The following is a 10649-nucleotide window of genomic DNA, read 5'->3' on the forward strand; positions in this document are numbered from 1 at the left end:
TCAGTTCTCAGTGAAAATCAACACCGTGAGACCGGGACGCCGACGATAGGTCCGGAACGTATCTGTTCGCGCCCCGTGACCGGCCGCTGACGTTCATCCACCTGCGATTCCAAGCCCAGCGGTTATTGCGACGTAGAAAAGGCGGCGCTCTTCGGCAAACGCATAGGTTTCCACTGGCAGTATAAACAGGTCGGCTAGTTGGTCGCCATCGTGGTGTGGTGAACGCAACATCAGCTTGGGAGCGATGGTGAAGCGTAAACCCATCATGGCGCGGTTTTGACAGTCAGGTCGATATCAATCCAGCCGCCTCGCTCGAGGCATACGAAGCGTGTCGCACCGATTTTTTGATCGCGCCTTTTGTGCCAATGGCCGAAAACCCAGACCTCGGGTTGGTGACAGTCAAACATTGCCTGAAGCGCACGCGCCGTGCGGGATGGACCGGGAGAGTAATCAATGATTTGGAAGAGCTCCTGGCTGACGCGCCAGGGACAATCATGTGAAATCATCACGCGCGGCCGCCTGTTGGACCAAGCTTCGAAAAGGAGGTCCAGATCTCTCTGGCTATGCTCTTCGTCTGGCCACCAGTCCTTGTTCTCCTCGCGATCGTCCTGATCGATCGACCAGGCCCCGTTCACGAAAAACATGTCGCCTTCGGCGCCGCTTTCAATGAATAGCGGGTGATTTCGGCATACGGATGGGTTGTCATGGTTGCCGCGGATGAAGCGATGACCGCTTCCAGGCTGGCAGGGCCATTTTCTGACGTCTTCCTCCCGAGCAATCCCAATTTCGAGATCACCGACCTGAATGCTCTCATCAACTCCGGCGACTGCGGATGCATAGGCTGCGCCGTCTGCATGGATGTCACCGATAAATCGCACGAGCCCACCTGTATATACCTTCGAATCTCGACGGCGGGACAATGAAGAATGTTTGGTGCTTTCGCAACCAGTGCAGGCCTGCGATGCAATCGCATGTGATCAAGAACACGGGTGTAGGCTCAGCCCGGCACCCCGTTATCTCGGCCGGCGAAATCCCTGCGGAAGAACTGGGCTGCGTTTCAAGAAGCGGATCGACCCGGTCTAAGACAGCCGGAACGAGATAAGACTTTGTCCCGGAAATGGGTTGTGGATGTTATCGCCTTACGCCTTATAATCCGGAATTCGTGCGCCAGATGGAACTCGCCGACGAAATTATGCATGACGGCCGCGAGGTGTTGCTTTCAAGGATTTCGGCATATCTTTCAGCTCCAGTCTGAGACAGCCTTGATTTTTCGACACGGAAAAGCCGCTTTTTCGTCATATTTCTTGACCGTTGGGTGCAAATGCCGGACCTTGCACCGATGACCTCACCAAGCTCGATTTTCAGGCAGCACATCGCGCGTCTCGCCGAAATTCCGACGCTTTTCAAAGCGACGGCGCTTCCACTGCACTGGGATCGCGACGAGCCAGGCGTTTCTGATGCCCGCAGGCAACTGGAGATCCGGCAGTTTCTTTACACGTTTCTGCCTGATTTCGGCCTTCCCGGCGCTGTCTTCGACGCTGGCGGCTGCAAGGTTTTGAGTGTCGATGAAACCGAAAAACTGCCAGAGAATCTGGCGCTGCCTGAAAGCAATGACGACGGCGTCGCCTTTCGCGCATGCAATGGCAGACTGGTCGTGCTGTTCAATTTGAGGCGCTATTGGCCCGCTGCGCCGGATGGTGCGCTGTGGCTGGCGCTCGAACTCGAGCGCGCTTTTGTCGAAGAGTCGATCGTCACTTCGGGCGCAGGCCTTACCAACAGTGAATACCAACTGCTTGCCTGCCTGCTGGCTGGCCTTGACCTGAAGGAAGCGGCCGTAGCGCTCAATACCTCTTATGATACCAAGCGCAAGCAGTTGCAGGTCATCTTCCAGAAATTCGACGTCGCCAGTCAGGCGGCGCTCACACGTACGCTCTCCATCCGTCTGCTGGGGTATTTCACCGAGTCATTCGGGCGCAGGTCGCCGGCCAGTCCGGAGCGGGCGTTGCTCAGGCGGCATTATGGCCGCGATGTTCTCGTTCACTCGGTGGCGCTGGAAAACGGCACGGAACTGCCGGTGTGGGAATTCGGCGACCGGAAAGGAAAGCCCTGCCTTTATTTCCACAGCCTGCTTTCTCCGACCGTGCTCTGCGACGACAAGATAGAGATTCTCAACCGCAACGGGCTGCGCTGGCTGGTTGTGCCTCGTTTTTTTTCTCCCGGAGCGTCAGGCGCCGACCCTTCGCGCTTTCTGGAAACCCAGACTGAAGCCGTCGCGGAATATATCTGCCACTTCGTTGGCGGCCCGGTGACATGCGTGGCGACAAACTCCGGCATCTCCTGGGCGGTCCATTTCGCGGCGCGTTTTCCCGAACTAACCGAATGCCTAATGCTTGCCGGCGTGCCCTATCCGCCCTCCATGGCTTCAGGGTCCACAAATCGCGGGCTTCAGAGCGCACTCACAAATGTCTCGCGGAAAAACCCGCACGTTTTCGCCGCTCTTGTCAGGGCCTATGCGGCCATTGCACGTAAACCCGAGCTTGCCGGGCGCGCCTATCGCCACGGCTATCGCGAATCGCCTGCCGACCTTGCGGTGATAGAACGCTATCTTGAAACCGGGTGGGCGCTGGACTGGCTGTCCCTGATTGCCGAGCGTTCAACGACAAGCATCGTGGCCGATCTGACCGTTAATCAGCGCGATTGGGCCGCGCAGGCAAAAGAGCTCCCGGTGCCAGTGTCGCTTCTGCAGGGGGCGCAGGACAAAATGTGTCCTCCCGAAGTCGCTTCCGAATTGGCAACACAGATAGCCGCGCCCCTTGCCGTCGTACCGAACGCCGGCCACCTTCTCGTCGCCAGCCATTTTGAACTTCTGGCCGCACATTTGCGCGACGCCCCATCGGAACGGTGCGCGGAAGTCAAAACTTCGGACGAGGGAACCGGCGTGGAGCAAGCCTGCACCTCTTGCGTTTGATCCCTGTCGCCAATGCGTATCGCAATAGCTTCGGAATAGCATCACAACAAATGATAGCCGCTTACCAAATGATAATTTGGTAAGCCAACCGTTTCACCCCCCAAATGGGGGGCGCGCTTCCGATACCATCGCTTTACCCTGTCAACGCGAAGCGCTGTAAATGCGCGATTTGAAAGCGAATATGGAGTTAGGGGTAATGAACAAGATTTTTCTGGCTGCTCTGGCAGGCACCGCAATGATCGCGATGGCTGGATGCAGCAGCACGTCCGGAAACAGTTCTCCGGGGGACCCGGGCGCTGGCGGCGGCGGCTCGCAGGGGGGAGAACCCAGCGGTGGTGACGGCAACTACACAGTCGGCGGAACCACCGTTCAACTCAGGAACGGATCCGTCACCTCGGTTACCGATACGACAGGTGACTACACCGAAGATGACAATGGCAATCTTTCCGTCAGCTTCACGTCCGGGCCCTATGCCGGCCAGAGCGTGTCCTTCAGCGAGGGCAGTGACACAGCCGATCTGGACGGCCAGACGGCGACACTGGAAGCGTTCCTCGGTTCCGACAATGACAACAGCACATCGGGCGCGCTCTATATCACCGTTGACGGCGAGAATGATGAGGGGAACGGCAACTTCCTCGCCCTTTACAGCGGCGATACCGTATCCGATCTGCCGCAGGAAGGCACCGGCACTTACCGGGGCGACTATTTCGGCAGTGCACAGAACGGTGAGGCCGGCGGCCTGGTTTCGGGCTCCAGCGAAATCGCCGTCGACTTTCAGAGCGGCGCGGTTTCAGGCGATTTCAGCGACCTGACCATCTATGACGGCGACGATGCGATCGGCGCGATGGACGATGTCGGCTTTGCCGGGACGCTTGACAAGAACAGTGCCTCCTATGTTGCCAACAGCGTGACGATCGGGGGCGCAGCGGCCGGCGAAGGTTCCTTGGTCCAGGGTTCGCTTTATGGCGCCGGAGCCGATTCGACTGCTGGCAGCGTGGCCGCCTTCGACAATGCCGACAACCCGACAAAGGCTACCGTCGGCGTGTTCCAGGCGGACCTGGCAGACTGAGGCTGATGACCAACCGCAGACTTGAACCGCGCGCCGGAAAGCCGGCGCGCGGCCTGTGTCGCGAACTGAAGCGCGGACCACGCGCCTTTTTGTTCACGTTTGCCCTTGTGGCCCTCACGATTGGCGCCCCGCAATGGGGCTTCGCAAAAAAGTCCACCGTTACCGGCTTTGACGCGGTGCGTGTGCTGGTTGAATATGGCCAGTATGAAAATGCGATGGCACTGGCGCAAAGCTTCGCGACCGACGAAAAGGGCAAGGCGCTCGCTGCCGCCTTCACGCAGGCCCTCATACTGGAGCAGCAGGGCCGGTTGCCGGAAGCGGCAAGCGCGCTTCGCGCCATCCTTTCGCAGAACCCCGAGGCCCGCAACGTCCGGCGTGAACTTGCCAGCGTTCTCTACGAACAGGGCGAGGGCAACGCATCGCTGCATCACTTCGAACTTCTGGCCGGCAGCGCCAATAGTGCCGATGAGCGCGCGTTCTATGAACGCCTTGCCGCCAAGGCCCGCACGATTCGTCCCTGGTCGCTTGGTGGCTATCTCTCAATCGCCCCCAGCACCAACATTACCGAAGCCCCCGATGCCGACCTCGTCTATATCGGCGGCATTCCCATACTGCCTGCCAAAAAGAAGAGCGGCATCGGCTATGGCTATGGGTTGAACGGATCCTACCGTTTTGACCTTGATGAAATTTCATCGATCACGGTAGGTGGCGGGGTGAACGGCAACTGGTATCGCGACACCAGTTTCAACACGAGCTACTTTGACAGTTTCGTCGACTATCGCCGGGAAATGGGGGACTGGACGGTGACTGGCGGCCTTGTAGGCCAGTATGTGATGAAGGGCGAAGAACCTTATCGCTGGTCGCTCGGACCGGCTTTCTCGCTGCGTCACAATATGGGACGAAAGGGCGTCACAACGCTGCGTGGCATGTGGCGAAAGCTCGATTACCACGACCGCGACGAACTGGACGGCAGCGAAACAGTGCTGGGGATCAGCCATCTCTATGCCATCTCATCGGCAAGCTCGGTGCGTTTCGGGGGCAATATCGGCTATGTCGATGCGGCGAACGACACCAACAGCTATCTCCGCCTTTCCCTGAACGCGCAGTATTTCCGGGAATGGAGTTTCGGCGCGATTTCCGATATCTCGATTTTCGCGGATGATCGCAAATATCAGGACATAACCTATCTGGCCGGCGAAAAACGCTCAGATCAGCGTATCCAGGCCTCGCTTGGCATCACGCTGCGCAATCTGGCGATCAAGGGCTTCGCCCCACGCATCGAATATGCCTACACCCAGAACTTCTCGAATGTCGATGTCTATGATTTTTCGAAGAACACGCTTTCGACCTATCTGACGAAGAAATTCTGAGAGTCTTCTCTGATTGGGGTCCACGACCTCCGTCTTCACTAAAGCCAATCGTTTGGCTTCGAGGGATACGGCCTCGGGCGAGCGCCCCTCATTGCGGTAGTTGTTTATGATGGTACTGGAAAGGTTGGTAATTTCACAAACTGCTGGCGCGAAACGAAGCGGATTTCGTCGGTGTAGGTTTATGAACCCGGACTCTACTGGCCTTTCTTCACTGGCGCCATTGGTCGCCTCCCACCGTTGTAGTCGACTTGGATTTGCCGCACCCATTCGCAATGGCGCGAATTTGGTCGAGCTGACGACGAAGGTTGTCTGCCTCTTCGGCTTTTGCCAAAAACGGGGTGACTGACCTGTGCCCATTGCGTCCCACGTTCAGTTGGAAAGTCTTCGGGTTAGTGATTAGGCGCATCTTTTGAGCCTAAAGACCGAAGCAAAGCAAGCTTGATGCGGATATCCGGAAAACGTGAGTGTTGGTGCGGAGGCGGATGTTTTGCTGCGGGGTCTGATTGACACAGACAAAGCCGGTCTGTTGGCGCGGGAAGCTTAGCACCGGCTGATCGGCGCTGCGCGGCATTTATTTTTCAATTCACGGGTAAGGGGCGAAATCAGCAGGCGCCCAATTGGGCAGCTGCGAGGGCTCCAAGGCATCGCCGCAAGTGGCGAGTCGAAAAACCGACTTTTGTCGCAAAGTCGGTGTTTCCGTGTCGGACGACAGATGACGTCCGACACGGAAACGCAGTTCTGCACGGCTTTTTTATGCAACAAAAACAATAGATGAAATCGTATTGCGACAAGTCGGTTTTGGAATCCGACACCCGAATTCCGTTTTCCGACATCTGAAATCCTTCTCAGATTTAACGGTTAATGCGTGGGGCTGATACAGCGCACGAACAAGGGCCACTCCCAAAGGAGCAACCCTGAACAAACCCCTGCTTTCGATCGTGTCCCGCAGCGTGATGTAGCTTCGGCTTTTGCCGTGCCTTCCGGATAGCCTCTCGGCGGCAAAGCCGATCATCTCGCGCAGTAAATCGGCATCGGCGCTTTTCTCAACGAGCAAGCGCAGGCTCATCATATCTTCGGTCATCGATGGTCTTTCCATCAGGTTGGTATTTGACAATCCGACCTTACCGGAAAACACTGGTGACCATCGATCCGGCTACATCACGTGCAGAGACACGATCCCGCCGATCAAAATGATAATGCGGCCGTCAGGAAGCGCATCAGATTGCAGGCTCAATGAAATTCGAAAAATTCTTAATACCGTCTCTCGAACGTAATGTTCTATTAGAGGTGGTCGCCGCCAAGCCCTGTGGCAACGGCCCGTTTCCAACAGTCGTGTTCAATCACGGTTCGACCGGAAGGGGCAGAATAAGACCCTTTATTCCCGGACGGTGGCTCCTGAGGTTGTGGCAAACTACTTTGTCGAGAGGGGCTGGCTGGCACTTTTCCCTCAACGCCGAGGGAGGGGAAAATCGGGCGGGGCATATGGCGAAGGTCTCTCATTGGACGGTTCCGGCTATTCCTGTGACGTAGATGTCGCGATAGCTGGCTTCGAGAGGGCCGTTGAGGACGTTGACGCTGTGGTCAACCATTTGCGCGATCGATCTGATGTCGATCAGCAAAAACTTGTCATAGGCGGCGTGTCGCGTGGGGGCATCCTGGCCATTGCCTATTCAGGTATGAGGTCAGGCACGTTCTGCGGCTCCATCAATTTCAATGGGGGATGGCTGGGACGAGGTTGCCAACCACATGAATTGGTTAATCCGCTTCTTTTCGAACGTGGCGCATGGGGATGCGCATCCATGATTGTATGCCTGTCCTTGCCGGTATCATCGACATAATCGACGCGGGTTCTCCTTGCCCGAGAAGCCTGGCTTCTCGGGTCTGTTGAATTCAGATTTTGAGGAGAAGCGACACCCTTCCCACCCCGGCACGAGCGTGCTATTGAGGTGGTCTCGACGAAGGAGCATCTGCTTCTTTTCGGAAGGGCGTGATTGTTGACGCAATCACGCCTTTTCTGTTTTGGCCTTGGCCATATGTGTTTTGCTTGTGTTCGTTTCCTTTCCTGTCCAGCATCTACGAGCGGCGGACCGCTCCGTTTGTCTTTTCGGCTCGGAAGCAGGTGTTCAGCGAGAATCCGCGAACGCTACCCTCCAAGCGGCAACGCGCTCATATTGCGCGAGTACTGTGTTCATTGAATTTCGGTACAGTTCGTCCAGTTCGCATTTCTTGAGAAGTGCGAATATAAGAATCTACTCTGTTATTAGCGTTGATCGTGCCGAAAGAAGATTACTTGAATGGTAATCTTATATCTTATTCCCTTCGTGGGGTTTGGTTTGGCTTTTCTGCAAAAAACATATCTGGATCAAGTTCGAGGTAGGTTGCGATTGCGCGCACGAGCTTTCTCGACTGCTTTTTGCCGTTGAGCGCAGCGCTCACAATGCTCTTGCTCATCTGAATACCGTCCGCCACGTCTTCCAGGCGAAGTTTCTTGCGGCTCATCACCACGCGGAAGTACTCAGCCCGGTGGTCGGGGTCGGAAAGATCGAAGGGGAGCGCGGCGAGCATCGATATCGTCATCCCTCTGGGTGATTCGGCTTGTTTGCATTATTTGGTAGTAGATAGATTTTCCTCCGTCAATAAAAAATAATGATGAATTTTTTACCATTGCGACAAAGCAATCATTTAAGGCGAAAGTTCTTAAAAAATTGTGTCCCGGACTCATGTTGAAATGAGAAATTAATATAAATGCGAAAAAACAACACGTAATACATTTTTCGCATCTTCGTAAGGTGGTCACCCTTTCCGAAGGAAAGTCGATTTTGATCTTCGAAGTAATGCGAAAAAAGGAAAATATGTGCACTAAAATTTATGCACAGGAATTGGTATTTTCATCATCCACCAGAAGGCCTAAGACGTGTGTTTTCCAGACGAAAAGACCGGTTACGCAACGGCTTCGGAAACAGCCGTTGGCATTGGACGTTGTTGTTTTGGAGCGATATGCGGCCAACGAGATGCAGGCGACAAACGCGGGTTGTGAGGGTGGGAAGAGCCTGGACGCGCACCTGAGGGATGAGCGAATTTTTAAACAGTAAGTTCTGTTCTCGCGAAACCGCGCCTTTTTCGATGGCGCGGTGCACCGCCTGTTATCGCCAAGGAGGGGCGCTTACGTCGAATTTGATTTCAGTGATGGATCTCGACGAGGCGCTCGACCAGCCCAGGCAGTTCGGTAACCGTTTGCCAGACGACATGGAGGTCGATGTCAAAGTAGCCATGCGCGATCCTGTTGCGCATGCCACGAATGCTGCGCCAGGGAACAGTGGCCTGCGACTGCGCGAACTCGGGATAGTCGGCGAGAACCCGGCTGGCGGCCTCTCCGACAATCATCAGGCTCATGACAACGGCACGCTGCGTCTTGAGGTCAGCCAGGAAATCGCCTTCGTCCATGCCTTCCGTGAACGTGACAGCGTCCGTCGCCCCCTGGATCATCTGATCGAGGTAGTCGGGCAGTCTGTTTGCTGCGCTCATACGGCTACAGCCTGACGCAGCACATCGTTCCTGATATGAGCAGGGAGGTCGCGTGGGGTTTTCACATCAACCCTGACCCCAAGGGCTTCTTCGAGAGCTTCCTGCAATCCGCCGAGATCAAACAGGGTGGTTTCCGGCAAAGGCTCGACCAGAACGTCGAGGTCGCTGTCCTCGCGATCGCGTCCGGTCAGCGCCGAGCCATAAACGCGAGGATTAGCCGTGCGGTAGCGTTCGGCAAGACGTCGGATGACGTCCCGATCCTGCAGCAGAGCTTGTGATGGCCTTTTTCCCGGCATGTCCTTGTCCTTCGCTCTCTATATAATTCATTTCGGAAGGCGTTCACAGAGCTTTCAACGCTGCTCTCTCCTGGCGAACTCGTCAAATGTTTCAAGCCTTGTCTGGACTCGAACTGCCGTCGGCGGCAATTTGCGGCAATTAATTCAGAATCAAACGAAGCGCCCATGTCGACTTTTCCGCCACTCGCACCGTCACTGGTCCCGCGTGAGACACTGCCCTCCTATCTGTCACGGCTTGCCGCGACCAAGGGCGTCAGCACGGCCGATCTTTGTTACGATATGAGGGTGGCTTTTCGGCGCGTGCTGAACTTTGAAGACGAGCCGTTGGCTGCAGTGGCGGCGTTCGGTGGTCTGTCGCCGGAGCAAATGGAGGAGCTGGTATCGTGGACTGGCAAGCCAGTCGGCGATGTCAGGTCGGTCTTGCGTGGTGAGGCATTCGTCTCGCGTGCTGTTCGCAACCCGACGATGCGCGGCTGCCCGATCTGCCTGCGGGAAGATATGGAAAACAGCCGCAAGCCGCCACTGCAGAGTATGGTGATGCGCGGGCACTGGCTCTTGAGGGATACATGCGTGTGCGTGAAGCACTGCCACCCACTTGTGCCGCTATGGACAGAACCGCATTTTTCCAGACGGAATGATATAGGCCTGCAGCTCGAGGGGATTGTCGAAGACATCAAGTGCGGAGCGTTTGAACACCCGCGTATCGAAGTCTCCCACTACGACCTTTGGCTGGATCAGAGGTTGGAGAGCGGGAAGGATACGACTTGGTTCGCAGATCAGCCACTCTCGGCCAGCGTCATCATGTGCTACAATTTTGGCTTCGAGCTGCTCAGGCTCGATCCAGCCAGGACTGCTGATAGTGCCGACACGAACAGAGCTGCGCGAGCGGCTGGCTTTGAGGTGTTGAGCCGTGGCGAGCCGGAGATCCGCACGGCAATACAACAATTGGCGGCGGCCGGGGAGGATGGTTATGAAGAGCCATCCGGCGCGTTCGGAAAGATCTATTCCGTGTTGACGTATGAGCACGTGAATGACCCCGGCCTCGACCGAATTCGGCGTATTTTTCGGGAAATCATTCTGGACACATGGCCTATCGAGCCCGGCACTGATCTGCTGGGCGAACATGTTGCCACGAGGAAGCTGCATTCCGTGACCACGGCTGCCCGTGAGGCCGGCACGGAACCTGAGCTCATGCGGAAATTGCTCATCGATGCCGCCGTGATCGAAGCGAATGGATCGTTGCCGGACCGCCGGACCACATTCTTGGCGGAAGTCGCCAACCCGGTTCTGGCGCGGATCTCGGATGTTGTCTCTTTGAGGACCATGCGTGAGGTCTTGGGGGCGACCCGCACAGAGCTGGAGGCCTTGGTGGCGGAGAATATTCTCATCCCACTCGCCTAGGCTCAGGACTCGTTAAAATC

10 protein-coding genes are annotated in these 10649 nt (G+C 56.3%); 5 read left to right on the forward strand and 5 right to left on the reverse strand.

Annotated features, from left to right (window positions below; genetic code table 11):
- Positions 1-263 precede the first annotated feature (263 nt).
- Positions 264-878, reverse strand: coding sequence for a metallophosphoesterase (locus tag B4E36_RS19650; protein ID WP_292052271.1), 615 nt, complete (start codon positions 876-878; stop codon positions 264-266).
- A 461-nt stretch (positions 879-1339) separates the two neighbouring features.
- Between B4E36_RS19650 and B4E36_RS19655 the strand changes: the two genes are divergently transcribed.
- From B4E36_RS19655 to B4E36_RS19665, 3 genes are all read left to right on the forward strand, one after another.
- On the forward strand, positions 1340-2968 hold the full coding sequence (locus B4E36_RS19655; protein WP_292052269.1) for an alpha/beta hydrolase: 1629 nt from the start codon (positions 1340-1342) through the stop codon (positions 2966-2968).
- Positions 2969-3128: 160 nt separating this feature from the next.
- On the forward strand, positions 3129-4037 hold the full coding sequence (locus B4E36_RS19660) for a hypothetical protein (protein WP_292052267.1): 909 nt from the start codon (positions 3129-3131) through the stop codon (positions 4035-4037).
- 5 nt (positions 4038-4042) lie between these two features.
- Positions 4043-5407 (forward strand): surface lipoprotein assembly modifier, encoded by a 1365-nt coding sequence (locus tag B4E36_RS19665; RefSeq protein ID WP_292052265.1) that lies wholly within the window; start codon positions 4043-4045, stop codon positions 5405-5407.
- A gap of 751 nt (positions 5408-6158) precedes the next feature.
- Here B4E36_RS19665 and B4E36_RS19670 read toward each other — a convergent pair.
- A complete protein-coding gene (locus B4E36_RS19670; RefSeq protein ID WP_292052283.1) occupies positions 6159-6488 on the reverse strand; it encodes a hypothetical protein in 330 nt (109 codons plus the stop codon).
- A 322-nt stretch (positions 6489-6810) separates the two neighbouring features.
- Between B4E36_RS19670 and B4E36_RS19675 the strand changes: the two genes are divergently transcribed.
- Positions 6811-7245, forward strand: a complete 435-nt coding sequence (locus tag B4E36_RS19675) for an alpha/beta hydrolase family protein (RefSeq protein WP_292052263.1) — start codon at positions 6811-6813, stop codon at positions 7243-7245.
- A 472-nt stretch (positions 7246-7717) separates the two neighbouring features.
- On the opposite strand, the gene B4E36_RS19680 is transcribed toward B4E36_RS19675, so the two are convergent.
- From B4E36_RS19680 to B4E36_RS19690, 3 genes are all read right to left on the reverse strand, one after another.
- Complete coding sequence (locus B4E36_RS19680) at positions 7718-7972, reverse strand: hypothetical protein (protein WP_200338466.1); 255 nt, start codon at positions 7970-7972, stop codon at positions 7718-7720.
- A 615-nt stretch (positions 7973-8587) separates the two neighbouring features.
- On the reverse strand, positions 8588-8932 hold the full coding sequence (locus tag B4E36_RS19685) for a DUF86 domain-containing protein (RefSeq protein WP_106313098.1): 345 nt from the start codon (positions 8930-8932) through the stop codon (positions 8588-8590).
- Entirely contained in the window at positions 8929-9228 is a 300-nt protein-coding gene (locus B4E36_RS19690) for a nucleotidyltransferase family protein (protein ID WP_292052253.1), read from the reverse strand. Before B4E36_RS19690 ends, B4E36_RS19685 begins: the two co-directional genes overlap by 4 nt.
- Before the next feature lie 165 nt (positions 9229-9393).
- Between B4E36_RS19690 and B4E36_RS19695 the strand changes: the two genes are divergently transcribed.
- On the forward strand, positions 9394-10629 hold the full coding sequence (locus tag B4E36_RS19695) for a TniQ family protein (protein WP_292052251.1): 1236 nt from the start codon (positions 9394-9396) through the stop codon (positions 10627-10629).
- Positions 10630-10649 lie beyond the last annotated feature (20 nt).

Source organism: Martelella sp. UBA3392 (genome assembly GCF_002358775.1).
GTDB classification, from domain to species: Bacteria; Pseudomonadota; Alphaproteobacteria; order Rhizobiales; family Rhizobiaceae; genus Martelella; species Martelella mediterranea.